Genomic DNA, 24,928 nt, shown 5'->3' with positions numbered 1-24,928 from the left:
CTCTCCCCTTAAACGCGCTCAATGATGGTTGCTGTGCCCATGCCAGCACCAATACACAGCGTAACAAGAGCAGTGTTTTTGTCCTGACGCTCCAGTTCATCAAGAACTGTACCAAGGATCATTGCGCCGGTTGCACCAAGTGGGTGACCCATTGCAATTGCACCGCCGTTTACGTTCATGTTGGCGTGGTCAATCTCAAACGCCTGCATGTAGCGCAGAACAACAGCAGCAAAGGCTTCGTTCAGCTCAAACAGGTCGATGTCGCCAATTTCCATGCCAGCGTTTTTCAAAAGCTTCTCGGTCACATCAACCGGACCTGTCAGCATGAGTGCCGGGTCAGAACCAATGTTTGCAAACGCTTTAATGCGTGCACGTGCTTTCAGGCCATAAGCCTCACCAGCCTCTTTCGTGCCCATCAAAACAGCCGCAGCACCATCCACGATACCGGAGGAGTTACCAGCATGGTGCATGTGGTTGATCTTTTCGATCTCAGGATGTGCCTGAATACCAACAGCATTAAAGCCGCCCATGTTGCCCATCATCTCAAAGGATGGGTTCAAACCTGCAAGTGACTGCATGTCTGTTTGTGGGCGCATGTGCTCGTCATGGTCCAGAATGGTCAGTCCATTGATGTCGCGCACAGGAACAACTGAGTTCTTGAAGCGGCCTTCATCCCATGCCTGTTTTGCACGACGCTGGCTTTCCACGGAGTATGCATCCACGTCATCACGGGAAAAACCGTATTTGGTGGAGATCAGGTCAGCAGAAACGCCCTGCGGCATGAAGTAGGCAGGAATAGCCACCTGCGGGTCTGCAGGCCAAGGACCGCCCGATGCACCAAGACCAACACGGCTCATTGCTTCAACACCGCCGGAAATAACCAGCTGGTTCTGACCGGACATGATCTGGGAGGCACCCATGTTCACAGCATCCAGACCAGACGCGCAAAAGCGGTTGATCTGCATACCAGGGACTGAGCGGTCATAATCTGCTGCGAAGACAGCAGCGCGTGCAATGTCAGAGCCTGCATCACCCACTGGGTCAACACAGCCAAGCACAACGTCGTCTACAAGCTTCGTATCAAGCTCATTACGGTCTCTGATGGCTTCAAGAGCGTTCGCTGCAAGGCGCGCTGTCGAAACTTCATGCAAGGAGCCGTCTTTCTTGCCGCGCCCGCGTGGGGTGCGCACATGATCGAATATAAGGGCGTCTGCCATATTGTCCTCCGCAAAAATTGGTCAGGCTGGTGTAGGCAAGGGGTGGCCGGGCATCAGGTCATAAGGGGCTACCCAATGGGGCAGGGCCTTAATCCGCTCAAGCCATGCATTCACATTTGAATAAGGGCCGAAGTCCACACCAATCTCTTCTGGCCAAAATAGGTATCCGCACACCGAAAGGTCTGCGATTGTTGGGCGATTTCCAACAAGGAAGTCACTGTTTGCAAGGCGCTGGTCCAGCACCTTCAAAGTGGCGATGGTCCGGCCTTCAAAAAAGCGGGTCACATCGGTTTCACCGGTCTTCACCATGGCTCGCATATAACGCAGGGTCGCCACATAGCTGGTCAGCTTGTGGTTGTCCCAGAAAAGCCAGCGCAGGATTTCCCGGCGTTCTTCCTCGCTCTCCCAGCCAAACGTGCCAAGCTGCTGGGAAAGGTACTCCAGTATCACAGCAGACTGGGTCAGCCGTGTTTCTCCGTGGATCAGCACGGGAATCTCCCCCATCTCGTTCTGCTCACTGCGGAACTCAGGATCGCGGGTTGCACCATTGAAAAAATCAACCCAAGTCGGGGTCCATGATGCCTGGGAAAGCTCCAGCATCAGCGCAACCTTGTAGGCATTGCCGCTTTGCGCAAAACACTGAAGTTCATATTCCGCCATATCGCACTCCTAAAATCTGTCAGCTTAATATATCAGATTGAGAATAGGGCAGGACAAGAGCCCGGGATAGGTCCCGGGCCCTCGAGTTACGGTAATGTGATTAGAACGCTTCTGCGTCCAGGCTCATCATTGTGTCCGCACCAGTGGAGATGCGAGCCAGATGAGCTGAAGATTCTGGCATGATACGCTCCATGAAGAAGGTACCAAGGGTCAGTTTGGTGTTCAGCCAGTCTTCCTTGCCGTTTGCGCCTTCAGCAATTTTTCCTTTTGCTGCAATCGCAATCTTGGTCCACATGTAACCAAGAGCAACAAGGCCAAACAGGTGCATGTAGTCGTTGGATCCGGCACCCGCATTGTCCGGGTTCTTCATTGCGTTCTGCATAAACCACATGGTCGCGGCCTGAAGGTCCTTCAAAGACTGCTTCAGCGCTGTGGTGTAAACGCTCAGCTCTTCATCGCCTTCATGCTCTTTGATGAACGCACCAACTTCTTTAAACCATGCCTGAATAGCGCGGCCACCGTTTGCTGGCAGCTTACGGCCAACAAGGTCAAGCGCCTGAATGCCGTTGGCACCTTCATAGATCATGGCGATACGAGCGTCGCGAACGAACTGCTCCATACCCCATTCCTGAATGTAACCGTGGCCACCGTAAAGCTGCTGAGCCATCACAGCGTTGTCAAAGCCCTTATCGGTGATAACGCCTTTGATCACTGGGGTCAGAAGACCCATGATGTCGTCAGAAGACTGTCTTTCAGCTTCATCCTCGGAAAGATGAGACACATCACCATGCAGGCCAGTCCACATGTAAAGAGCACGTGCCGCTTCGTTAAAGGAGCGGATAGTCATCAACACGCGGCGCACATCCGGGTGCACGATGATTGGATCAGCTGGTTTATCTGGTGCCTTAGGGCCGGTCAGGGAACGACCCTGCAGGCGATCCTTCGCGTAGATAACCGCGTTCTGGTAAGCCACTTCTGACTGGGACAGACCCTGAATACCAACGCCAAGACGCGCTTCGTTCATCATCACGAACATGGCGCGTAGACCTTTGTTTTCCTCACCAACGAGGAAACCAGTCGCATCGTCATAGTTCATGACACAGGTCGCATTGCCGTGAATACCCATCTTCTCTTCAATGGAACCACAGGAAACGCCGTTCATTTCACCCGGATTGCCGTCTGCATCGAGCGACTTCTTCGGCACAACAAACAGGGAAATACCCTTGGTGCCAGCAGGAGCGCCTTCGATGCGAGCCAGAACGAGGTGAATGATGTTCTCGGAAAGATCGTTGTCACCTGCAGAGATGAAGATCTTTGTACCGGAAATCTTGTAGGAGCCATCCGCCTGAGGAACAGCCTTGGTGCGCAGCATGCCCAGATCCGTACCACAATGTGGCTCGGTCAGGTTCATGGTGCCAGTCCACTCACCCGTTGCCATCTTAGGCAGGTAGGTGTCCTTGATCTCGTCACTTGCATGAGTGTGCAGAGCAGCCATCGCGCCAGCTGTCAGACCCGGATACATGGCAAACGCCATATTGGCCGAACAGATGTACTCATTCACAATGCCGGAGAAGATCGATGGAAGACCCTGACCGCCATACTGCTCAGGAACGGACAAACCACCCCAACCAGCTTCAACATACGCATTGTAGGCTTCTTTAAAGCCTGGAGGCGTTGTCACAGAGCCATCATCATGGCGGATACAACCAGCTTTATCGCCAGAATGGTTCAGCGGCTGCACGATCTCCTCAGAGAACTTTGCGCCTTCTTTCAAGATGGCTTCAACTAGATCCGGCGTTGCCTCGGAGAACCCAGGCAAGTTGGAATGTTTTTCGTAACCCAAAACATCTTTGAGCAAAAAGAGAGTGTCTTCGACGGGAGCACTATAACTCGGCATAGCAATTTTTCCTTCCGACCAACCCTTGAGGCATGGCTTTAACGTTTGCGTAAACGTCAACTTGTGACGGAATATAGAGCGCCCTCGCGCCTGCGGCAAGTTATACCCAAGTGTAATTTCTTAGGGGTAGGTACGTATCCGCGGAAACCCGCGGGTTTGTACCTCATAACTTCCCTGTGAAATCTTAGTGTGCCCTGCCTCTGGCACTATGAAAGTGACGTGTAAGCTTTGTCTGCCCCTCAATTTTAAAGGGAGAATATGGCGTGAAAGTGAGAATCGCCGCTTTTGGAAAACTCGATAATGCGGCTTCCGTCCACACGCTTGGCCCAGCCTCGCTCCAGAAAAAACGAGAGCAGGGAGGTTCCCGCAATTCCTGCCAGATGCGAGCGCCGAGCACTCCAATCCAGACAGGATTTACACAAAGGGCGGCGCTTGCTCTCTTTGTCCGGTAGCACCACGCCCAGTTCACTGAGGAAGGATCGCCCGTCGCCGGTCAGATGAAGCTGCTCGCCGTCCTCCACCAAAAACGCTCGTGCCAGCAGACTGTCATAGGCCTGCACCCCGTATTCTCCAGCCAGATGGTTGTAGCAAACTCGGGCTTTGCGCAGGGCAGGCTCCTTCGGTCCCGTCCGCACACGGGTCATACCAGCGCGCATGGCAATCCCGCTCATGGCTTCCAGCAAAGCCGCAACATCAGCATCTGCCAGATTGTAATATTTGTGCCGTCCTTGTCTGCGCAGGGTAACCAAACCGGCCTCCGCTAGCCGTCCCAGATGAAAACTGGAGGTCTGAGGCGTGACACCAGCCTCTTGAGCCAGTTCACTGGCCGTCAACGCCACGCCGGTCATAAGAGCCTGCAACATGTTCGCCCGTGCCGGATCTCCAATGAGCGCGGCAATCCCGGCAATATTCGGACCTTCTTTCATGTGGGGTTCCATCCTTAAAACGTACTGGATGACTATAGCACACACGCAGAATTGATTGTTCGATCACGATCGAAACAATTGCGCAGACCAGCTTGCTACACCGGGGACATCGAAAACTTGAACCGGAGATTTGTGATGCTCACCTGTGTCATCCGCTACCAGATAGACCCAACGAAAAAGGCAGAATTTCAACAATATGCACGCAATTGGGGGCAGGCGATCCCACGCTGTGGAGCAGACCTGATTGGCTATTATGCCCCTCATGAAGGTTCCACCACATTAGCCTATGGCATCTACAATGTGCAAAGCTTGGCTCACTATGAAGAATACAGAGCCACTCTTGCAAATGACCCACTTGGACGCGAAAACTATGAGTTCGCTATGAGAGAGAAGTTCATCCTGAAAGAAGACCGAACATTTCTCACTCTTGCATCCACGCCGCATGCAAAGCCGTAATCGCCTTACAAGCCATGAGAGTTCCCAGCATGATTGCCGTTATTTTTGAAGTTGAACCCTTCGCAAACCACAAAGCCAGCTATCTGGATATGGCCGCCTCAATTAAGCCTGAACTGGAGAAGATCCCGGGGTTTATCTCGGTGGAGCGATTTCAGAGTCTCACCAATCCTGAGAAAATTTTGTCACTGTCATTTTTTGAGGATGAGGAAGCCGTGAAGCGCTGGCGTACTCAGGAAAAGCATCAGGAGGCGCAGCAACTGGGAAAAAATGAGTATTTCCAGAAGTATCGCATCCGCGTGGCAAGCATTTTGCGAGATTATGGTTTGGATAACAATTAAATTAAGACAATTCGGAAAGTTCGAGGTCATCCTATAGGTGAAAAATATTGAACGTATTCCTCAGGAATAAATTCGAGCACCTACTGAGCCACTAGAACAAAAAAAGGTGGGGTAAATGCCCCACCTGATCGAGCTAGAAATCAGCCACGTTTCTCACGCAGCATACCCTCAACAATAGTGACGGTTCTCTGCAGGTCTTCGACCGCTTCATCAATGTTGGCGCGCTGACCTTCAAGCACTTTAATCTGCTCCTGAAAGCGGCTCAGTGCCACTTCAAGCTGTGTGACCTGGCCGTCACGCAGATCATAAAGATCCAGCATACTGCGGATTTCAGTGAGAGAAAAACCGACACGTTTTCCCATCAAAACCAGCTTCAGGCGCGCCCGATCCCGACGGTTGTAAATGCGATTAAGCCCGTCACGCTTAGGATTCAAGAGGCCTTTGTCCTCGTAAAACCGAAGAGTGCGGAGGGTAACATCAAATTCTTTTGCCAGGTCGCCAATGGTAAACTGTGTCTTCTTTCCCTTACCCAGCTCATTGGCAACAACATCAACAATCATCTCATTGATATGTAGGGCTTCGCTCATCTGCTTGACCTGTTCTTCTTTGCTCTCACGACGCTGTCTCTAATGTACGACACCCGTACTTAAGTACATGCTAAATGATGCACCGCGCAATTTCTATCAAGTTTATACATTGGCAAGAACACGTAGGTCCAGCGTGCGCGGCTCGATAACCCTTAATTCGAGTAAATCGGGACACGAATTATTTTCATGAGTTTGTTCCGTACTCCCTGAAATTGCAGGGTATCTGCACGATTAGGGCCGTAATTCACATTCCTTAAGGGCTCTTCACGCAGAATTCGAGCTATTAACCCGCTATTTACCCTAACGAGTAAAAAACTAGTCCTACGAGTTTTAAGACCGGTGCAAAACCGCAAAGTGATTCGTTTCTTGACCCAGTCACAGACCACGTAAAGTGGTTGACGTTTATTTTTATAATGTGATTTGAGCAGGGAAAGATGACATGGCGCGGTCCGGACAGTTTTATGAGGCCCTTCAGGCATGTCTTGGAATAAACCAGAATTTGGAAAATCCGCTTCAGACAAGTCCTTTGGTGAAGGGCTGGATGCAGACCACGTAAAGTGGTTGGAGGAAAGTGGAATGGCCCAACAAAATCCTGCAGCAGCAAGGCATGCGGCCCATTCTCCCTATTCTGATGATTTTGGCACAGCGGCACAGCAACCCTACGGACAACCCCATCCCACGTCTCAGGAAGCTGCGATGAATGAAGTTGCGCAGGCATTAAGCCGCCTGATGCAGTCTGAAGGCCGTACGCCCCCCGCACATGCAGAGCCACAGCCACGCGCTCATGCTCCACACATGCAGGCACCGCATGAGCGTGATGCCCACATTCGTGAACCCCATGTGCGTGATCCCCATATGCGTGACCCATGGCACCGCTCTGACCTGAGATCCGGTCTGGACCATTCAACAAGCCCGCATGCCTATGAGGATCAGTACAACCCATCTGCCGATCAATATTCTTATGCGCGCGCTGGAATTTCGCGTGATCCGCTCATGCACCCACGCCCACCAGTGATGCGCAGACAGGAACAGGCTCCTTTACCACAGGCTCCCGAAGCTTATGCGCCGCAGCGCCATGCCCAGTCATATGCTGAGCCCGCACCAATGCAGCCGCGCACGCACCAGCCATCAGCTCATCCGGCAGCCCCTATACAGGCGGAAAAGCCGGAATGGGCTGCGCCAGTGGCCAGACAGGAAGAAGAGTCCAACGCGGAAAATTCCAAGGTAAAGCGTATCAGCTCTGTGTTAGATGCCTTGAATGCCTTGGATGAACGCTTGAACTCCCTGGCTCATAATGAAAATGAAAAAGGGAAGGGTGTTCCGCCTAAAGCTGAAAATGCTGCGCCTATGCAGGAGCCAAAGCCTGCACCTGTGGAGCAAAACTGGGCACCTGCCGCACAAGACTATGCTCATCCTCCCGTCACTCAGATGGAGCCTCGCTTCAACGCAGGCGCAATGCCACACGGTGTAGAAGCACGGCAAAGCCAGAGACCAGCAGCTCCGCAGCCATCACAAACTGCGGAGTATTCTGAGCTCAACACAATGATTGATGGCCACTTCAAGCAGCTGGCCAGTCAACTGGATACATTGCGTGAGCCAGATGAAGCACGCTTTGAGCAACTGCATGATGGCATGCAGACACAGCTCAACAGCCTGCGCGATGAAATGATGGATCGCACCTCAGACAATCGCTCGCAGCTCTCCGAGATTATTGGTCGCCTGCGCGATGAAGAGGGCAACGGCCTGTTGCTGAAAGAACTGCGCCACGAACTGGAGCAGATGAAATCTGCGCTGTCCCGCTCTGACATTGAGGATAGCCTGAACGCTCTGGGTATGGCGCACGCATCCATCCAGTCTCGCTTGCAGGAACTGGCAGAAAAGAATGTTGACCCGGCGATCTACGAGAGCCTGTCTGAGCGTATGGCCGAGGTGGAAAACCAAATCCGCCAGCTGCCTCGCGTTGATCAACTCAACTCGCTGGAAAACCGCCTGTCCTCCATGGGGGACCGTCTGGAAGATGTTTTGCTGCGCTCCGGCACCGCTGGTCTGGAAGTCGTCCGCGATGAAGTTGCTCAGCTGAGACAAGTAATCGACCGTCTGGACTCAGGCCGCATGATCCATGATGTGGATCAGCGCATCCGGTTCCTGACAGCCCGCATGGATGAGCTGGACCACTTCTCTGCCATCCAACGCGATATCCAGTCTCGCCTCAGCAGTGTTGAAACACGCATGCCGGATGGTGAAGTGATTGACCGCTTGCATGGCCGTCTGGACTCCATCTCCAACATTTTGGCTGAAGGCCCGGAAAAAGCAGGTAACAACGATCAGCTGAACCGCTTGGAAGATCGCCTTTCCGATATCGGCCAGAAACTGGACCGCATGGAGAAAAGCCCGGAGGCCTCAACTGGCTTCGATCAGGCTTTCTCTTCCATCGAAGGACGCCTCGACCATCTCTGCAATAAAGTGGATGGCATCGAAGTTCGTCTGGCGGAAACCTCTTTCGAAGTTGCTCTGAATGAGAATGAAAGTGCGGCTCTTGCCCGTCTTGAACAGCGTGTAATGACGCTGACCCAGATGGTTGAAGACAGCGCGCACGCTGGATCCTCCGACAAAGCGATGTCCATGATCCGCGCCGAGATCGCGGAATTGCGCGGCCACATCGGCGCATTGGCAACCTCTGGCGACATTGAATCCCAACTGCAGGAGCTGGCTGCAACCATCTCCAGCCCGTCTGGTCTGTCCTCTGATGTTGAGATTGACCGTCTGGAACAACAGATTGCGGACCTTTCTCACAAACTGGATATGTCTCAGACCCAGTTTGGCGCGATCGGTAATCTGGAAAACAGCTTCGGGACCATCGAGCAAGAAATCAAAGGCCTTCACACCGATATGGTGGATAAGGCACAGCAGATCGCACAGGACGCAGTAAAGGCCGCAACAGACAATCTGGCTCTGGGCAATGGTGCAGAGCAGGGCGAAGCTGTTGAAGCTGCAATCTCCGCACTGCGCCTCGACCTGCAATCTCTGCTGGAAGCATCTGGCCCGAAAGACGATGTAGATCAGCATGCTCTGCAAGATGTGCGTGATGTTCTGGGCACCATTTCCCATCGTCTGGAAAATCTGGAAAGCATCCGCCACGCCATCGGCAACACAGAGATCTCCAACGAACACCAGAAGCTGGTTGGCGACACGCAGATCAGCAGCATTCTGGGCGCCTTCACAATGGGGCGTAAGGGTAACTCGGCTGATCAGGCCGCTTTGGCAGCTGAACCGGAAGGTCCACGCAACCGGAAGGCTGACTTTATTGCAGCGGCCCGCCGTGCTGCGAAAGCAGCGGCCAAAGAAGCGAAAACAGCCAAGCAGGAAGAAGAAAAACCTGCATCTGGTACAAGCAAAGCACCAGAGCGGGCACGTCGTCTGCGCGACTACATCAGCCCGAACCGGACCAAGAACATTGAGGTTCCTGAAAACCTGCGTGCCAAAAAGGCAGCTGCAACGGCTGAGGTTCTCAGCAAACTTCAGGTGGCCGAAGAACCTATTTCTTTAAGCTCAGAAGACATCGTAAGCGAGACAGAAACTGCGGTGAAAGAGCCGATCAATCTGTCTGCTGCACCAGTTGAACTGGGCAAGGTTGAAACAGAAACAAAAGGGAAGAAGAAAGAAAGCAAATCCAGCCGCCGCCGCGCAATCATGCTGGCAGCCGCAGCTCTTCTTCTGACCATCGGCGCGTTGAAAGTGTACGACACAGGTCTGTTTTCCAGCTCAGACAGCGTTGACACAGCAGGGTCTGACACACCGCCAAGCATCATGGCACCAGATGCGCCAATGCCGGGCAAAGATAATTCCTCGTTGCTGAGCGGTGGTGTAGACGCGATTGCTGCTCCTGATGTTGTGAGCCGTGTATCCTCCATGCCCTCTGGTGCAGAGTTACCATCACCCGTCAGTTCCACAAGCATCTGGCAATCTGGCTCCGCCACTGCACCGTCCGAGCCGACCAAAGAGTTGATCTTTGGTCAGGCAACTGACATTGGCGGGGCAAATAGCAAAGCACAGCCAGCTCAAAGAGTTGCTTCCAATGGAGCCGCTGATCCGATCACAACGGCAAGCGTCCCAACCACACAGGCAACTGCCTCTGGGTTTGGCGAGCAGGTGACACCAATCATTCCGCAGCAGCCAGTTCAGCAAGTTGCGCCAAAACAGTCAGCTTACGATCTGCCGTATGCAATCGGTCCGATTGATCTGCGCACAGCCGCCGCCACTGGCGAAGCCGCCGCCCAGTTTGAAGTGGCCCGTCGCTACACCGAAGGCAATCTGGTTCCGGCCAATCTGGGAGCCGCAGCGGACTGGTACCGCAAAGCAGCAGCCCAAGGTCTGGCGCCAGCGCAGTACCGCCTCGGCAGTTTCTATGAAAAAGGCCGTGGTGTTGAGAAAGATCTGGCACAGGCACGCGACTGGTATTCACTGGCAGCCGCGCAAGGCAACATCAAAGCCATGCACAACCTCGCTGTTCTCTTCGTAGAGGGCATCGATGGCAAACCGGACTACACCTCCGCCGTCAAATGGTTCCGCATCGCCGCTGACCATGGCGTAGCGGACAGCAAGTTCAACCTTGCCATCCTTGCAGCGCGTGGCCTTGGCATGAAGCAGGATTTGGTTGAAAGCTACAAGTGGTTCGCCCTCGCAGCCCTGCAAGGCGACGATGACGCCGCCGGAAAACGCGACGAAGTTGCCGCCAGCCTGACCAAGCGCCAGCACGGACAGGCTCTGGAAGCAGTCGCGACCTATCAGATGAAGCCAGTCGACCCTGCAGCCAACAAAGTCATGATCGACACCAAGTGGTCCGGCAAGCCGAAAACCACAGTTTCACAATCTGGTTCCCCATCTGTGAAAAAAATACAGCAAGCCTTGCTCGATATGGGGTATGATCCAGGCAACCCAGATGGTGTAATGGGACCTAATACACGGCGCGCAATCAAGAGTTTGCAAGCGCGCCTGGGAATGGAAGCAACGGGTGAACCTGATCGGCGTCTGATGACGGCGCTGGCCTCTCAGACCATATAATTTCACGTTACTAGGGGATTTCTGGTTAGATTTGCACTTGCTGCTCCGCGTAGATTGACAGAGCGTCCGGAATGGCGCTTAACACTCTACAATGTTGTTGGATAAAAGGTGACTCGGGGCGCACTGTCAGGTCATCTGAGTGACCCGCGGTGCCATTTTGCAGATCTATCTACCCATCGCAGAACTGCCGATTAATGTCTTCATGATCTTCGCCATGGGCGGAACCGTCGGGTTCCTCTCAGGGCTTTTCGGCATTGGCGGCGGATTCCTGCTCACGCCACTGCTCATTTTCTCCGGAATTCCGCCAGCCGTCTCCGTTGCAACCGTCACCACACAGATCGTTGCTTCTTCGGCTTCTGGTGTGCTGTCATACTGGCGCAAAGCGGGCATTGACTTCAAACTCGCTGGAGTTCTGCTGTGTTCTGGTATTGTGGGCTCGGCAATCGGTGTCTGGATCTTCGGCATCCTGCGCAGCCTCGGGCAGCTGGATCTGGTGATCTCGCTGGCCTATGTCACCTTCCTCGGCACCATCGGCGTGCTGATGCTGGGTGAATCCATGAAGGCCATCATGCGCCGCAAAAGCGGGAAAGCACCTGCTGGCCGCAAACCCGGACAACACAACTGGGTGCATGGCCTGCCGTTCAAGGTCCGCTTCCGCAGGTCCAAACTCTATGTGAGCGTCATCCCGATCTTCGGCATCGGCAGCTCCATCGGGTTCCTCGGCTCCGTTCTCGGCATCGGTGGCGGCTTCATGATGGTACCAGCGCTCATCTACCTGCTGCGTGTACCGGCCAACATCGTCATCGGCACCTCGCTGCTGCAAATCCTCGGCACTATGGCTGTGGCAACCTTCCTGCATGCCATCAACACCCAGTCCGTTGATATCGTGCTCGCCCTGACGCTCATGATCGGCGGCGTGATTGGCGCCCAGTTCGGCGCTCAAGTGGGGCAGGGCATGCGCGGTGAGCACCTGCGCCTCGGCCTCGGCCTGCTGGTGCTGCTCGTCGGCCTGCGCTTTGCGTTCAACCTTATTGTAGAACCGGAAGACCTCTATTCCGTCAGCGTGATTGAGGAGCCTGTCAAATGAGACAAGCGATGCACTCACTCACAACGCTGCTGACGGTCTTCTTTCTGGCACTCATCTCTGGGGCGCCCGCTCTGGCTGAAAAGCTCGTGTCTGCCGTCTCATCCTCTCACGTGGCCATCACCTCCAACTTCACCGGAACGGAGATTCTTGTTTACGGAGAGATTGCGCGAGACGCAGAAACCGTCTCCAGAACCGGTAATCAGGATGTGGTTGTCGTTGTGGAAGGTCCGCTGGAGCGCGTCACCACATGGCGCAAGGACCGTATCGTTGGCCTCTGGATCAACGCCACCTCGCAAACCTATATCGCTGTCCCAAGTTTCTACGCCGTCCACGCAACCGATGACCTGCGCAACATCGCATCAGACGACTGGCTCAAACAGTACCGCATTGGCCTGGAACACTTGCCGCTTGCAGCCTTGGGCACCCGCGCGCCAGCGTTAGAGCGCAATGCATTCAAGGCAGCGTTTCTGCGCTCTCGTGTTCAGAACGGCCTTTACTCGCAGATGTCCAAGTCCATCAACTTCCTGAGCCCAACCCTGTTCTCCACCACAGTGGACCTTCCAGCCACAATCCCGACGGGCGACTACAAGGTCACGACCTTTCTCTTCAGCGGCGGCGTGCTGCTGGACCAGCAGGAGCAAGTGCTGACCGTGGCGAAAACAGGCTTTGAGCAGGTGACGTTCAACCTGTCCCGGCAACATCCGGCAGTCTACGGCGCACTGGCCATTATTCTGGCTCTGTTCACCGGTTGGCTCGCAGGCGTGATCTTCAAGAAAGATTAGGAAGTAAAGTTCTGACGTACAGATAAAAGAAAAGGCCCTCAAATCAGAAGGGCCTTTTTTGTTATTCGCTTAGGAGCTTAGAGGCAGTGAATGGGAACAATCGCCCGTTGCCCAGCATGAACACCGAGAACCGCTTCTCGGCAAACACATCAGAAAAAGCTCTGTCCATCACATTCAGGCCACCTGTAAGCGCGCCAAACGCTGGCAGCACAAGGCGGTTGCCATTGGTCGCAAAACAGGCTCTGCGAATAGTACGGCCCATGCGGCGCACTTTGGCTGCTGGATGCAAATGCCCGCAAATTTCGCCGCGCTCGGCGCCTTCAATCGGCTCATGCCGGAAACTGAGGGATTTGATGGACAGCTCTTCATAGCGCTCACCGCAAATGTGTCCGGCAATCTCAGGGTCATGGTTGCCGGTGATCCAGATCCACTCACGCCCCAGCTGCATGGTTGCCAACATGGCAAGATACGCTGCTGGCATGCGCTCGGAGCTTTCGCAGTCGTGGAAACTGTCACCAAGGCAGATCACGCGGCGCGGATCGAACAGATCGATCAGGGCGGAGAGCTTTTCCAGTGTGGTAGCTGTATCATAAGGAGGCAGCATCAGGCCTTTGCTCTTGGCAATGCTGGCTGCTTTTTCCAGATGGAGATCGGAAACCACAAGGGTCCGCTCTTCTGGCCACCATAGGGCTCCACTGTCGTGAAGGCCAACAAGTTCTCTTGCGAGAGACAAGTCATGGCATACAGGAATAGGTTGACGATAACTCGGTTCTACTCGTGGCTGCAACTGACTGTTAAGTCTCACAATTGGGCCTCCAGTATTAAATCATCTGCTGCGTCCGCCAGCAGTTCTTCAGTCGCACTTCCGAAGATAGGCTCTTTTCCAATTTCAAGAAGAACCGGAACAGCCAAAGGGGAAACGCGACCCAAAGCACTATGCGTGATTCTTTTGTCGATACGAGAAAGAAAGTGACCTAACCGAGAGATATCCAGAAGTCCTGTAGCGGCATCCGTCCAAGTTGCTTGTAAAAGCAGGTGATCGGGCTCGTGTTCGTGCAGTACGTTATAAATAAGATCCGTATTTATAGTTATCTGCCGCCCGGTTTTCTCTTTGCCAGGGTGCCTTCGCTCTACAAGACCAGAGATCATAGCGCAATTTCTAAAGGTACGTTTCATCAAACTACTTTCAGCAAGCCACGCTTCAAGGTCATCACCAAGCATATCTTCTTCGAACAGTTCATCCAGTTGCAGGCGCCCGCTTTTGATGGCGGTACCCAGATCTGTCAGCCCCCACAGGGCCAGTGAATACTCAGTTGCCACAAACCCCAGAGGATGCAGACCAGCGCGCTCAAGACGGCGTGTCAGCAGCATTCCCAGCGTTTGGTGAGCCAATCTGCCTTCAAACGGGTAGCACACAAGGTAGTGCTTATCGTTCCGCGGAAAGGTCTCTACCAGAAGACGTTCATAATCTGGTAACTGTGATTTCTCTTTTTGTAATTCCAACCATTCACGAACCTGACCTGGCAAAGAAGACCAACTGTTTGGATCAGAGGCAAAGTTGCGTACACCTTCAGCAAGATAGGTGCTGAGCGGAAACTTACCCCCCTGATAACTTGGGATCTTCGGGTCTTGTGAAGCGCTGCGAGATACATAGGCCTCGCTCTCCTTAAGGCCCTCAAACTTCAGCACCTGACCAGCAAACACAAAGGTGTCACCAACAGCAAGCTGTTCAATAAACCACTCTTCAATCTCTCCCAGCATCTTGCCGCCAAACCCAAGAGGCCGCTTGCTGTTGGCTCCCCGTGGTTTCACCTGTCGTACTTTAAGGGTTGCTGCATCTAAAATTGTGCCGGAGTTCAGGCGATACTGCTGGGCAAACTGTGGGTGGGATACGCGAAACAAGCCCTCTTTGGTTGGGCGCAACTTGGCGTATCTGTCATAGGCTTTCAGGGCATAGCCACCAGTTGCCACAAACTCTACAGCTTTTACAAACAGATCATAACCCAGATGCCTGTAGGACTGACTGCTGATCACCTCTTCATAAAGCTGTTCAGGCTCAAACGGCGCAGCACAGGCAACGCACATAATGTGCTGGGCCAAAACATCCAGCCCGCCCTCACGAAGAGGAGGGGTATCTTGCTCTCCTGCTTCAGAGGCTTCCAGGGCTGCCTGACATTCCAACACCTCAAACCGGTTGGAGGGTACCAAAATGGCCTTGGAGGCTTCATTCATGCGGTGATTGGCGCGCCCGATGCGCTGTGCCAGTCGGCTTGCTCCTTTAGGAGCACCCACATTAATCACCAGATCGATATCGCCCCAGTCGATGCCCAGATCCAGCGAGGAGGTACACACCACAGCTTTCAGCTGGCCCGCGGCCATATGCGCTTCCACCTTGCGGCGTTGCCCCACATCCAGCGAACCATGGTGAAGCGCAATGGGCAGCGTATCCTCATTGATGCGCCAAAGTTCCTGAAACAACCGCTCTGCTTGTGAGCGCGTGTTTACAAACACCAGCGTAGTGTTGTGGGCTTTAATCTCCTCGTAGATCTCCGGCAAAGCATAGATGCAGGAATGACCAGACCATGGAAGACGCTCCTGCGTTTCTAAAATGGTGATATGAGGCTTGGCTCCACCTTTGGCCTGCACAATCTCAGCATGGCGAACGTCTTGTGACAGAGGTTGCTCTACCAGATAGGCGCGCAGATCATCAGGGTGAGCAATTGTGGCCGAAAGCCCGATACAGCGCAGGTTAGGCGCCAGCTTGCGCAAGCGGGTCAGAGCCAGTGCAAGCAGATCCCCGCGCTTGGATGTCACCAGCTCGTGCAACTCATCCAAAATGACGTAGTGCAGATCAGCAAACAGCCGCTCGGCATTCTTGTCAGAAAGCAGAAGCGAGATTTGCTCTGGTGTAGTCAGCAAAATATCGGGTGGAAGACGTTTCTGGCGCTGCTTCTTGTGGCTGGGCGTATCGCCGGAGCGTGTCTCCAGCTTGATGGAAAGCCCCATCTCCTCAATTGGCACCTCAAGGTTCCGGTGAATATCCGTCGCCAGAGCTTTGAGGGGAGACATGTAAAGCGTGTGCAGACCGCCTGTTCCAGCAGCCTTCGCTTCTCCGGCCTTGCGCTTGTCCACCTCACGTTTTTGATGCAGGTCCACCAGCGAGGGTAAAAAGCCCGCCAGTGTCTTACCGCCACCGGTTGGAGCGATCAGAAGGGCGGAATTGCCAGAGGTCACCTTGTCAAACAGTTCCAGCTGGTGGGCACGCGGTGCCCAACCACGGCTGCCAAACCAATCGTCAAAGACTGAGGGAAGGTGAGAGGTATCTGTCATAAACGACGAAAAGGTCCGATCCTGAAAACAGTTGAGCGCACTTTGCCACCAATGATCACATGTGCCAATCAGAAATGGGGCAAACCAAGAACATTTTAGCAAAGAGGAGAAGGGAGGGGGATAAACCGATCTCACTCAACCCATTGGTGTCAAACCATGAGATTTATTCTGTGAGGTGGTCGGGATATCGGCACAAAAAGCGGAAAATACCCATGAAATTTGTTTCCTTCTGAAAAAAGGACTGGCAAACTGAGCCCTATCCACGGCATATAAGGGAAAACGGGCTCCAGAAGCCTTACCTTCGTGAAAAATGCTGGCACATCAATAAGCTGGGAAAAGGGGCAGTCACTATGAGTGTTCAGGACGAAACAGAACTAATGCTCTCCGAGTTGTTTGATAGCTATGCAGATGCCTATGAGGATTATGACGCCGGGCTGATTGCAGATTGCTTCGCGTTTCCCTGTGTAATCTGGCAGCTGGAAGAAGGCCATGTCTTCAACGACAAGGCTGAGCTTTGCGAGAACATCGAAGCACTCCTTGAAGTGCACCGCGAGCATTATGTAACCTCTTCCATCTACGAAGTGGTGTCCTCTCACATCTCCGGCTCTACCGCGAGCGTCAGCCTCGACTGGCAGCAGGAAGATGACGAAGGCGAAGCGGTCTTCGATTTCACCTGCCACTACCTGCTCATCAACATCGAAGGCCGGTGGAAGATTGCAAGCATCGTGAACGAGCCTGCCTGATTGAATTTGGCTCAGCAATGAAGAATGAAGCTCCCGACTGCGAAGTTTGGGGGCTTTTTTGTATCCAACGCACAAAGAACGCCTTTAACGCAAACCAACGCACAAAAGAACGCAAAGGGGTTTTGACGACCTCATCCCGTTCGAAATGGGCTGCATTTTGCATAAACTCCCACAAAAACAAATCTTTATAGCTGCTCATACGGTCTGCGCGTTTTTGTGAACGCCCGCGCAGGGCTTTCTCATTGAAATCTGTCTGTTTTTGCAAGAGGATAGACTGAGTGTATACATTGGGGAACAATCATGACTGCACAGATCGATTACTTCTATACGCACCTGTCACCATGGGCGTATCTGGGCCATCAGGAATTTCTGCGCATCGCGGATAAATATGATGTCACAGTAACTTTTCGGCCAGTCAATCTTGCCGTCTTGTTCCCGCTGACGGGCGGACTGCCTCTGGGCAAACGCCATCCGGCCCGCCAGAAGTATCGGTTTATTGAACTCCAGCGCTGGGCAGAAAAGCGCGGCGTTTCAATGAGCTACAAGCCAGCCCATTTCCCGACGGACATCGCACTGGCAGATTCCATCGCAATTCGTCTGCAGGAGCAGGGCGGCCCGGTTGGCACTTATTCCCAGAAAGTCTTCGAAGCTGTCTGGCAAAAAGACCTGAACGCAGCCGATGAAAACGTCCTGACAGCCATCCTGAATGAACTCGGTCTGGACGCGGATAACCTCATCGCAGCTGGAAAGTCTGATGAGATGCTGGAAGCCTACACCGTCAACTCCCGCATGGCTGAAACGGCAAATGCCGTCGGTTCACCAACCTACCTGCTCAACTCCGAGCCATTTTGGGGACAAGACCGTCTTGACCTGCTGGAAGATGCGTTGAAAAGTGGCCGCGGCCCTTATCAAAGCCTCGAGTAGTCCCCATTTCACACCTATGTCTGATCGGATGGTCAAGGCGCTCTGATTGCTGCTAAACTGAAAGCCATATCTGCCAGCAGGTATGGCGCTGCAATCTCCAGCTGCTCTAAATCGTTGATTTGAAACAGAGATGGGAAGAAATCGTGAAACAGTCTTATCTGGCCAGTGGAATTCTCGCGGTCATCTTTGCGATGAGCGGACAAAGCGCATTTGCCCAAACTGAGCAGGATGTGCCCGTTCGCTTTGAAATGCAGCAGACGGATAAAGGGCTGGTTCGCCTCGATACCCGCACGGGGATAGTCTCACTCTGCGCCACCAAGGCCGAAAAACTCGTCTGCCAGCCCTCCCTCGACGGCATCATGGTCTACGAGGACGAAATTACCCGTCTGGAAGCAGAAAATGACAAGATGCGTCAGGAACTTAGACGCATCTCAGAGGCACTTGCTACCCTGACCGAAGACGCCAGCATCGCCGCAATCAAACCCGAAGCAGGCCTCGACCTCTCCATCACCAAACAACAGGAAGAAGGCTGGTTCGGCGACGAGGAAGAGCAAAAACTGGAAGAAGCACTGGAGTTCACCGAGAACGCCATGCGCCGTTTCTTCTCTGTTGTTGAAGAAATGAAAGACGATTTCCAAAAAGCCGAAAACGAACAGCCAGCACAGTAACAGCGGGCATAAAAAAACCGCCTTCCAAGGAAGGCGGTTCTTAACGCGTTGATCGCAAAGCTTACTGTGTTTGTAAGGCGACCAGTGCTGTGCGGAAATCTGCGGTCAGAGGAACAGTCTTACGACTGTTCAGATCCATGCTGATAGACACCTGATCACACACCGCCGCCAAACGCTTGGTGCGAGATTCAAACAAATGATGGCGGATCGTAAAGGTGTTTTCCTGAACGCTGGTCAGCGTAGAAATCACCAGACCCATATCCCCCAGCTTCAGCGGGCTGATCCAGGAAAGCTTCTGCTCCAGCGCAACCCGGCCATATTCATTCTCATCCAGCCACGCTGTGTTCATCGGAGTCCGCTCCCACACATGTGCTGCTGCATCAGAGAAGCAGGCAAGAGCAAACGCGTCTTCAGCTTTCTGTTCAGCATTCAGATGACGTGGCAGAACTGTTGAGCGGCCAGTAATCTGCGCACCGCTCTTGAGTAAATCATCAATGGTCGGTTTGCCGGAGAACGGGCTTGGAGAGATACCGCGCGGGACAGCTGGCTTGGAGATATTCTCCTCAACATCTTTGAAGCGCGCACGCAACTGCTTTGCAGAACTAGGATTTGGCGTATATCCGTCGATAGCTGTTGCACAAATTTCCCCGGTGGAGCCTTCAATCATTTCATGCACAACAGAGAGCATGTGCGGCCCATCAAAGGCCACATAAGACTTCACGGTAATCAGGGATGCAGCAACCAGCTCTGCATGGTAACGCACGTGCCGAACACGGCGCGCACCAACCAATGCTTCGCTAAATCCGGTCATCATTCTGAATTGACGGTCAGCTTCTTCAAATTTGGAGAAGTAAAACTGCACGTTCAAATGGTCGTTCTCGTCGCATTCCCATGTATTCACAAACGAGAGAAGTGTTTCTAAGCTTGCCATATCCAACCCTTTGTGCAGCCTCGGTCCATAAGCGCTACTGCGATACCTCACTAATTATTAATAATTAGGTTAGGTCGAACCGAATTTCGTCCGAAAAAAACTATCTATCCTTTGGGTGCTCAGCTTGGCAAGAGCAAGATCAAAACTTTGAAAAACATGACATCCATGGGGATAAACCTCAAGTGAAGTCTCCACCCTGGCAGATTTCAACCTGGACGCGAGAAAACAAGTATCATCCAGTAGTGGATCTTCTGTACCTACACTTAGCAGCGTTGGCGGCAATCCTTCTAGTCGTGCATACAAAGGGGAAACAGCCGGATTGTCCGTATTTTCCTCTCCCAGCAGAAAATGCCGGCTGAACATTTGAAGGTCGCGGGTTGTTGGAAAAAGCACCTCCTCACCCCAAAGGCGAGCAGACGGTGTAAGGCCGATGTCATACCAACCTGATAGTAAAACCAAGGCCTTAAAGGGGATCATCCCATGCTTGTCACGTAACCGTAGGGCGGTCGTCAAAGCCAGCGTTGCCCCCGCACTCTCCCCGGTCAGAGCGAAGGAGTTCCAACCATACTTACTTGCACCTTCATTCAAGATCCAATGACAAGCCGCTTCACAATCATCAGGTCCTTGAGGGAAGGGATGTTCTGGAGCAAGCCGGTACTCAACTGAGATTACATCTAACCCTATAGTCTTCGCCATGCTCTCTAGGTAAGGATCCTGAAAAGAGGCAGAGCCGAAGACAAAGCCTCCACCATGGAAATGAATAATCACACCTTTTGATGAGTTATTGTCAGCTTTGAAGAACCGCAGAGTGATAGAACCGTGCTGTCCCTCAATCTCCAGATCTTCAGCCTGCTCCGAATAAGTGGGGATAGGAAACGCACCAAGCCCCTGTAACCGGCGTTCACGGGTGACAGTTGGGGGGAAACTCCATGGATCAGGAAGCGCGCGCAGCTGTTCCGTCATTTCCTTGTTAAATGCCTTTGCTTCAGCGACGGCCTCTTGACTTATCGACAGAGGAGCGAAATTCTCGGACATGCAGTTTCTCCGGAAGCGACAATAAGATGTTGCCAAGATGTTTATTATAGAAGTTGTCGCGCAATCTCGCGTCAATGACAACGACACGATCTTAATTAACGAATAATAAGGGGATGGATTTCGAACATGTCGGGTTGGTCAAAAACGAAGAACAGCTGCGAAGTCTGGACCATCGATAGTGGTCAGACGCAACTCTCTCAATCTATGGGACGACTGGTGTTCATGACGGAAGGTTTGGGCTTTTATGAAGTTACCAAAGAGATCCGGGAATGGGCCAAGTCGCTTCAATTGAAAGACGGACTGCTCACATTGTTCGTTCGCCATACCTCGGCCTCTGTCACCATCCAGGAAAATGCCGACCCAACTGTTTTGCAGGACCTGCAAAAGGCCCTGGTAAATGTCGCACCTGAAAATGGTGGGTGGCTCCATTCTTATGAAGGTCCGGATGATATGCCTGCCCACATCAAAACGATGCTCACAGGAGTGTCCTTGCAAATACCGGTGGTCGACGGGGAGTTGGATTTGGGGACCTGGCAGGGTATCTACCTGATCGAGCATAGAAGAGCGCCGCATAGACGCTCCATGACCCTGCATTATCTTGGTTCCTGACCGCTAGTGAACGTCAGTCAGAAATACTAGCCACAACACTTACGAACCAGAGCCCCAGAGCGACAACCATCGCACGTTTGGAGTACTCGTGATAGGCGGTGCGTAGCGCGTCGCTTTGCATCCTGTTTGGATCTTGCCCACTGCTATCCTGCCCCTTGATCAAGGCCCACGCATCATCGCCTTCATGGTTGCCGTTTGGCATGATCCAGGCCTTGTAAACCAGCACAGCACTCAGAGCGATTGCGAGCATGGCACCTGTGCGAAAGGAACTGGCTGGATCAAAGCTGAGCGCTGCCATAATGAGGAGCACGCCGAGGCAATAAAATCCGCAGATACGAGCAACGCTGGCACGGGCAGCACGTTGTAAAGCGTCCATAGGTTTCTCCTAGGCTTCTATTGGAGATAAACTATAGACGCAGCTCTATTGAATTCGACTTAGCGGAAGTTGTAAATTTGAATCGGCGTAAATGGACTGCAAACGACCTTTGGTGTTTGTAAGGGTTTACTTACAACTTTCTGAAAATTACGTCTTAATCTCTATGAGTTCTTCTGGTTCATCCTTGTCAGAAGTATCAGGTGGATCTATCGAGAGGTCACGTTCACCTGGTTGCTCTAGTAGACTTGCCAGATGAAAATGCCGCTCGTCCTCGGAAAAAGTAACGTACGAAAGTGAAATTCCGACGGCAAACCCAAGGAACACACCGAGCAGCCCGCCCATCTCCGCAGGAAACCCAAACCAGAAACCGGTAGAGCCACTGGTCACCGCAAGAGCGTAAAACAAAGTCGCCAGGCTGCCTGCAAGCATTGCGCTGTAAGCCGCAGTTGCGTGAAACCTGCTCCACCAGCATGAAAGTACAAGCACAGGAAAGAAGGCTGCTGCTGCAAGGGAGAGCGACAATGTCAACATGTCCAGAAACAACAAGCTCTCGCTATAGGCCAGGTACGTGACAAAGGCACAAATCAGCAGCACCACAACACGTGCCAGCACGATCTTCTGGTTGAGTGAAGCACGCGGCAGCACCAAAGCCTCAATGAGATCTCGCGAAACGCTTGTTGAAAGTGCCATTAAGAGGGCCGAACTTGCCGCAAGTGCTGCTGCAACAATCCCGGACCTGATCAGCGCGGCAATGAGACCGCTTTGATGACCTTGATCCAATGCGTTCGGACCAAGCAAGCTCTGAAGCCGCTCATCTGCCAGCAATAGGAAATAAGCCGAACCAACGACCATCAGGAGTAAAAGGAAGGAAAGAGAATACCCGGCCGCACGACGAGAAGACGACGAACTACCAGTACCCAAAAATTTGCTGAGAAGGTGGGGAAGGCTAGCCATGCCAATGGCAAAGAAAAGAGCTGTTCCAATCAACGGCCAGAGCCCACCAGCATATGGACTTTGCATTAAGAACCAACCGATACTCGTATTCTCAAGATCAATGATTGCAGTGAGTTGCTCTGTGAGCGAGGTGCTGACAACGCTGGTGAAACCGGCATTTTCAGTGATCATAGGTGATGTCAGCTGGTCTAACCCTAGCAAGATGACTGGCGAAAGACAGGCAAACACCATCAGCACGCCTTGTAGAGCCTGGGTCCACACAGCACTGCTGACACCGCCAAGCACAACAGAAATGAGCAACACCATAGAAAAGAGCAGAATACCTGTCGTAGAGGTCGCGCTGAGAGATGTTGCCAGTACCTGACCGCCAATCAACATCTCGGTGCATAGGAGAGGAATGCCAACAAGAATAACCAATCCGCTGGCGATCAACCGAACCAAATTACTCTGCAAACGGACACCCAAAAACTCAGGAACCGTCGCTGAACCAAACTTCCGGAGAGGGGAGGCAAATAGCACTGCACACAAGACAAGACTGCTCACCCATCCCAAAACAATTGGGAAGCTGATGTATTCTGGCAGGAAAATGACAGAGAGAAACAGCGGAAAGAAGCTGCCACCAACAAAGCATGCAGCCAAGGTCACGCCTGTCAAACCTGCAGGCACGCTCTTACCGCCCCAATGATACTCGGAGAGCTTCATGGTCCGCGCCAGAACACCTACCATGGCGAATACCAGCAATGGCAGCAAAGCCATCAACGCTTCAATGAGCACGACAACAACACCAGCTTTCTCCATAACTGCAAGTAAGCCAGTCAGCAAAAAGAGTGCGAGCGTAAACAGAGAAAGCGCAAGCGGAAGGCCTTTATATTGCGAAGGATGAGGATCGAGACTGGAGAGTGTCATGATGTGCTCCCCCGTCGCTGAGATGAACCAGTGCTGCCTTCATCAAGCCTGTCCTGTGCACCGCAAAACCATGAGATCAGGATACTTGCGACGAAAAACAGGAGGCATCCCCACACATAACTGTTTGAAAGAGAACCGAAAAGCCCACTCAAATCATTTTGAGGGGCATTGGGATCAGAGCCGGGTGCTCCATAAAAGATAGCGACGCCAAAGAAGATGAGCCAGAGAATGAGCGTTGCAGCCATGAGCGCACGTGTTTTGGTCCAGTAGGCGACTCTATTTGGTGTACGCACTCCCACCTCCAGTAATGATTACCCAACGTATACATACTCTACAGTCCCCTAAGCGAACCGCTAGACTAAAATTCTACTACCTAATACTAATCCCCAATCCTTGAAGTGCACAAAACAGAAAAACGCACGATTTAGGTAGCCCATACTTTGGGAGCAACTCTTGAGTTCTCTGCATGCCTTCTTGCAATATCTTAATGATTACTGACGGTTTTGTGGTAAAAGTACGTGAGATGAGTGAAAACAATCAACTTCATGCTTGCCAGCACCTCCCTGTTTCGCATAATGCTTTTGTATAGGGGGATGCGACCGGTTGAAACTCCGCGGAGTTCTAAGGTTGTAAAATATCTATCGTGGCGTTTTGGGAGAGCTGCGAAATTCTCGTTTATGCTCCCGAGGCGTCGAAAACTGCAAATCTGATGATCTTATTTCGACGAGACGGATCGAAGATCATTGGAGGCAGTCCACGACAAGAAATGGAGGAGCACAGCGTGCACAACGCGGTCCACCGCTTTATTATCGCTGATGACCACCCGCTGTTCCGTGGTGCAATGCGTCAAACAATCGAGAAACAGTTCGCATCGGTAAAGATTATCGAGGCTGGGAGCCTTGATGAAGTCACCGCTGCTCTCGATCGGGAGGAAGACGTAGACATGATCCTTCTGGATCTGTCCATGCCGGGCATGCGAGGGTTCTCTGGATTAATGTACTTGCGTGCTCAATATGTGGGTGTGCCAATTGTTGTCGTTTCCGGAACAGAAGATCCGACTACAATTCGCAGTGCCATTGAGTTTGGCGCGTCCGGGTATATTCCAAAGTCACTTGGTATCGATGTCATTCAGGATGGTGTTTCAGTAGTTCTGGAGGGAGGCGTTTGGATTCCACCAGACATTGACCTGAACACCGTTGATGAAGCAACCAAAATGGCTCAGCGTCTCGCGTCTTTAACACCGCAGCAAGTGCGTGTGTTGATGATGCTTTCGCAAGGTTTGCTGAATAAGCAGATCGCTTATGAGTTGTCTGTATCTGAAGCGACTGTAAAGGCGCACGTTTCTGCTATTTTGCAGAAGCTGGGCGTTGAAAGTCGGACACAGGCAGTCATTGCAGCGGCAAAAATCGAAGCTGGTCAGTGGCAAAGCATTGCTGGCTAG

The 24,928-nt window shown here is 52.6% G+C and carries 22 protein-coding genes; 10 read left to right on the top strand and 12 right to left on the bottom strand.

The genetic code is table 11. From position 1 onward, the window contains the following. Positions 1–8: 8 nt before the first annotated feature. From BM231_RS04745 to BM231_RS04730, 4 genes are all read right to left on the bottom strand, one after another. Positions 9–1,217 carry an acetyl-CoA C-acetyltransferase gene (locus tag BM231_RS04745; RefSeq protein ID WP_093517192.1) on the bottom strand — a complete coding sequence of 403 codons (1,209 nt, stop codon included), beginning with the start codon at positions 1,215–1,217 and terminating at the stop codon, positions 9–11. A 21-nt stretch (positions 1,218–1,238) separates the two neighbouring features. After that, entirely contained in the window at positions 1,239–1,877 is a 639-nt protein-coding gene (locus BM231_RS04740) for a glutathione S-transferase family protein (RefSeq protein WP_057464945.1), read from the bottom strand. Between the two features lie 100 nt (positions 1,878–1,977). Further along, the gene (locus BM231_RS04735) at positions 1,978–3,774 is read right to left on the bottom strand and encodes an acyl-CoA dehydrogenase C-terminal domain-containing protein (RefSeq protein ID WP_093517191.1); all 1,797 of its coding nucleotides are present in this window, start codon (positions 3,772–3,774) and stop codon (positions 1,978–1,980) included. A 245-nt stretch (positions 3,775–4,019) separates the two neighbouring features. Next, positions 4,020–4,700: an ArsR/SmtB family transcription factor gene (locus tag BM231_RS04730; RefSeq protein ID WP_167550268.1), complete on the bottom strand. Its 681-nt coding sequence runs from the start codon at positions 4,698–4,700 to the stop codon at positions 4,020–4,022. Between the two features lie 135 nt (positions 4,701–4,835). On the opposite strand from BM231_RS04730, the gene BM231_RS04725 reads away from it, so the two are divergent. Further along, positions 4,836–5,156: an NIPSNAP family protein gene (locus BM231_RS04725; RefSeq protein WP_063287326.1), complete on the top strand. Its 321-nt coding sequence runs from the start codon at positions 4,836–4,838 to the stop codon at positions 5,154–5,156. A 29-nt stretch (positions 5,157–5,185) separates the two neighbouring features. Next, positions 5,186–5,494, top strand: coding sequence for an antibiotic biosynthesis monooxygenase family protein (locus BM231_RS04720; protein ID WP_063309997.1), 309 nt, complete (start codon positions 5,186–5,188; stop codon positions 5,492–5,494). A gap of 140 nt (positions 5,495–5,634) precedes the next feature. On the opposite strand, the gene BM231_RS04715 is transcribed toward BM231_RS04720, so the two are convergent. Then, the gene (locus tag BM231_RS04715; protein ID WP_063309998.1) at positions 5,635–6,081 is read right to left on the bottom strand and encodes a MerR family transcriptional regulator; all 447 of its coding nucleotides are present in this window, start codon (positions 6,079–6,081) and stop codon (positions 5,635–5,637) included. Between the two features lie 477 nt (positions 6,082–6,558). Here BM231_RS04715 and BM231_RS04710 point away from each other — a divergent pair, with 477 nt between their 5' ends. The 3 genes from BM231_RS04710 (at position 6,559) to BM231_RS04700 (ending at position 13,011) form a co-directional block, all read left to right on the top strand. Further along, complete coding sequence (locus BM231_RS04710) at positions 6,559–11,142, top strand: peptidoglycan-binding protein (protein WP_093517189.1); 4,584 nt, start codon at positions 6,559–6,561, stop codon at positions 11,140–11,142. 157 nt (positions 11,143–11,299) lie between these two features. Next, positions 11,300–12,229, top strand: a complete 930-nt coding sequence (locus tag BM231_RS04705) for a sulfite exporter TauE/SafE family protein (protein ID WP_057465030.1) — start codon at positions 11,300–11,302, stop codon at positions 12,227–12,229. After that, positions 12,226–13,011, top strand: a complete 786-nt coding sequence (locus BM231_RS04700; RefSeq protein ID WP_093517188.1) for a TIGR02186 family protein — start codon at positions 12,226–12,228, stop codon at positions 13,009–13,011. The genes BM231_RS04705 and BM231_RS04700 overlap by 4 nt, the downstream gene beginning before the upstream one ends. 61 nt (positions 13,012–13,072) lie before the next feature. Here the strand turns inward: BM231_RS04700 and pdeM are convergent, their stop codons facing one another. Both pdeM and BM231_RS04690 read right to left on the bottom strand, forming a co-directional pair. After that, positions 13,073–13,744, bottom strand: coding sequence for a ligase-associated DNA damage response endonuclease PdeM (gene pdeM / locus BM231_RS04695; RefSeq protein ID WP_181952037.1), 672 nt, complete (start codon positions 13,742–13,744; stop codon positions 13,073–13,075). Between the two features lie 68 nt (positions 13,745–13,812). Next, entirely contained in the window at positions 13,813–16,341 is a 2,529-nt protein-coding gene (locus BM231_RS04690) for a ligase-associated DNA damage response DEXH box helicase (RefSeq protein WP_093517187.1), read from the bottom strand. A 350-nt stretch (positions 16,342–16,691) separates the two neighbouring features. On the opposite strand from BM231_RS04690, the gene BM231_RS04685 reads away from it, so the two are divergent. The 3 genes from BM231_RS04685 to BM231_RS04675 all read left to right on the top strand — a co-directional run bounded on the left by BM231_RS04685 (position 16,692) and on the right by BM231_RS04675 (position 18,676). After that, positions 16,692–17,084, top strand: a complete 393-nt coding sequence (locus tag BM231_RS04685; protein ID WP_057464953.1) for a DUF4440 domain-containing protein — start codon at positions 16,692–16,694, stop codon at positions 17,082–17,084. 300 nt (positions 17,085–17,384) lie between these two features. Then, positions 17,385–18,008: a 2-hydroxychromene-2-carboxylate isomerase gene (locus BM231_RS04680; protein ID WP_093517186.1), complete on the top strand. Its 624-nt coding sequence runs from the start codon at positions 17,385–17,387 to the stop codon at positions 18,006–18,008. Between the two features lie 143 nt (positions 18,009–18,151). Continuing rightward, on the top strand, positions 18,152–18,676 hold the full coding sequence (locus BM231_RS04675) for a hypothetical protein (protein WP_093517185.1): 525 nt from the start codon (positions 18,152–18,154) through the stop codon (positions 18,674–18,676). Positions 18,677–18,737: 61 nt separating this feature from the next. Here the strand turns inward: BM231_RS04675 and BM231_RS04670 are convergent, their stop codons facing one another. Beyond that, entirely contained in the window at positions 18,738–19,607 is an 870-nt protein-coding gene (locus tag BM231_RS04670) for an acyl-CoA thioesterase (RefSeq protein WP_093517184.1), read from the bottom strand. Between the two features lie 69 nt (positions 19,608–19,676). Beyond that, a complete protein-coding gene (locus tag BM231_RS04665; protein WP_167550267.1) occupies positions 19,677–20,642 on the bottom strand; it encodes an alpha/beta hydrolase in 966 nt (321 codons plus the stop codon). Between the two features lie 204 nt (positions 20,643–20,846). Here BM231_RS04665 and BM231_RS04660 point away from each other — a divergent pair, with 204 nt between their 5' ends. Further along, positions 20,847–21,251, top strand: a complete 405-nt coding sequence (locus BM231_RS04660; RefSeq protein WP_208860132.1) for a secondary thiamine-phosphate synthase enzyme YjbQ — start codon at positions 20,847–20,849, stop codon at positions 21,249–21,251. A gap of 13 nt (positions 21,252–21,264) precedes the next feature. On the opposite strand, the gene BM231_RS04655 is transcribed toward BM231_RS04660, so the two are convergent. The 3 genes from BM231_RS04655 to BM231_RS04645 form a co-directional block, all read right to left on the bottom strand. After that, positions 21,265–21,627 carry a hypothetical protein gene (locus BM231_RS04655; RefSeq protein ID WP_063310005.1) on the bottom strand — a complete coding sequence of 121 codons (363 nt, stop codon included), beginning with the start codon at positions 21,625–21,627 and terminating at the stop codon, positions 21,265–21,267. Between the two features lie 147 nt (positions 21,628–21,774). Beyond that, entirely contained in the window at positions 21,775–23,487 is a 1,713-nt protein-coding gene (locus tag BM231_RS04650) for a sodium:solute symporter family transporter (protein ID WP_093517181.1), read from the bottom strand. Then, complete coding sequence (locus tag BM231_RS04645) at positions 23,484–23,780, bottom strand: hypothetical protein (protein ID WP_208860089.1); 297 nt, start codon at positions 23,778–23,780, stop codon at positions 23,484–23,486. The genes BM231_RS04650 and BM231_RS04645 overlap by 4 nt, the downstream gene beginning before the upstream one ends. 473 nt (positions 23,781–24,253) lie before the next feature. On the opposite strand from BM231_RS04645, the gene BM231_RS04640 reads away from it, so the two are divergent. Then, positions 24,254–24,928: a response regulator gene (locus BM231_RS04640; RefSeq protein ID WP_014284470.1), complete on the top strand. Its 675-nt coding sequence runs from the start codon at positions 24,254–24,256 to the stop codon at positions 24,926–24,928.

The sequence above is a fragment of the Pseudovibrio ascidiaceicola genome (genome assembly GCF_900114245.1).
Lineage (GTDB): Bacteria > Pseudomonadota > Alphaproteobacteria > Rhizobiales > Stappiaceae > Pseudovibrio > Pseudovibrio ascidiaceicola.
The sequence above is the reverse complement of the archived record's forward strand: the minus strand, read 5'-3'. Positions and strand labels throughout refer to the sequence as shown.